At 43.0% G+C, this 1795-nt stretch carries 1 pseudogene; it reads right to left on the bottom strand.

Annotation, left to right across the window (positions count from 1 at the left end):
• Positions 1 to 130: 130 nt before the first annotated feature.
• Positions 131 to 1412: pseudogene (locus F6K49_RS45515) on the bottom strand (transposase).
• Positions 1413 to 1795 lie beyond the last annotated feature (383 nt).

Here is a 1795-nt window from a genome sequence, read left to right as displayed (position 1 = left end):
GAAAAAAGGCTTGAAAGCCTTGTCGGGTATGCCTTCTGCCTTCATGCAGCCAGCCCTATTTATTTCCTATTCATAATTCCTAAAATTTGTCAAGTTTTTTGTAAAGAAATATGTTTATAAAGCATAGGTCCTATAAGAACGGGGATTCTTTAATCAACGAGCCAGCTTGCTCCCCCAGACCGGAATCAGGAAGAGTAGAGGCCGATTCTCCTAAAGCGTTTCGGGAGACCCGTTCGCGTAGCGTGGCCTACGGCCTCCGCTGCGCGAACGGATCGATGATCCAGGTTCCGGTGTGCCCCACCGTACCCAAGGCTCTGTTCAAAATGTTAATTGCGGCATTGTGATCGCGATCTAATTGACAACCACATTTACAGGCGTGAGTCCTAGTCGATAGGGACTTTTTCACAACTTCGCCGCATTCAGAACAGTTTTGGCTCGTATAGGCAGGATTAACTGCGACAGTGACCCTACCCAACTTTTGACCAAAATGCTCTAACCATTTTCTGAATTGATACCAACCAGCATCATTAATAGACTTAGCCAGACAATGATTTTTGACCAGATTCTTAACTCTCAAATCTTGCCTTACGGCACGCTGCGCGAACGTAGGCAACCAGGTCGTTAGACCGGATTACGCAGCGCGCCAGTCTCTTGGCGTGCTCTTCACGCTGCCTGCTTATTTTGAGGTGCTGTCTGCCTAATTTATTAATAGCTTTCTTACGGTTAGCTGAGCCTTTCTTTTTTCTGGAAACTCGGCGTTGATAGAACTTTAGCCGCTTCTCCCCTGTCCGATAAAATCTTGGATTAGGTTCAGTTTTGCCTCTAGAATCGGTATAGAAATCCTTTAAGCCTACATCTAGGCCAACAGTTGCATCAGCAGCCTTTAATTGCTCATTTACATCGACTGAGACGCAAAACTGGACATAGTAGCCGTCAGCCGTTTTGACAATCCGAACTCGTTTGATTTGCTTTTTGTCAAATCGCCACAAGTCCCATGTACCTTTGAGCTTAAGTTTCCCAATTCCCTTCTTGTCAGTAAATATGATCGATTTTTTGTCAGGGGACAACTTCCAACCTGACTGCTTATATTCGACCGACCTGCAATGCTTTTGAAATTTTGGAAACCCCTTTTTGCCAGGTACTTTATTTTTGCAGTTATCAAAGAAGCGAGCAATTGATGACCATGCTCTTTCAGCCGCAGCTTGTCGAGCAGTTGAGTTCAATTCGTTGGCAAAAGGAAAGTTTTTGGCTAGGGTTTTACTGTACTTACTTAAGTCGTATTTCCCAATTCCCTTGTTATCGATCCACAATCTGATGCAGCTATTCCGAATGAACTTCACAGTTCGGATAGCCTCATCTATGGATTGATACTGTTTCTTTTTTCCGTATGTCTTGAACTCAAGTACGATCATCAGAACTCGACCTATTTTGTATATTAATACACTAACACAAATAGTATAAAACAACAAAAAATAGTGTTACACTTTTTGAAGTAGTACACATAAAAGCCGTCCTAGAAGGACGGGGCTTTAAACCCAATCTTTTTGGTAAATCTATCACTCCCGGAAGTGTGGGGAGGTTGGGGAGGTTGGGGAGATGGGGAGATGGGGAGATGGGGAGATGGGGGAGATTTTTATTAAGGGTAACTATCATAACATGATATTAGCCTTCTATTGTGCTAAGTGTTTTTGCCAAAGTGAGATCCACCCACTAATGCTTTTGTAGTTACCAATAGCTTTATCATTGTCAATCACCCTTTCAAGAAGAAACCATTTTTTGAGGTTCAACCGTAATA

Source organism: Moorena sp. SIO3I6 (genome assembly GCF_010672095.1).
This window is presented reverse-complemented; position numbering and strand designations above follow the sequence as displayed.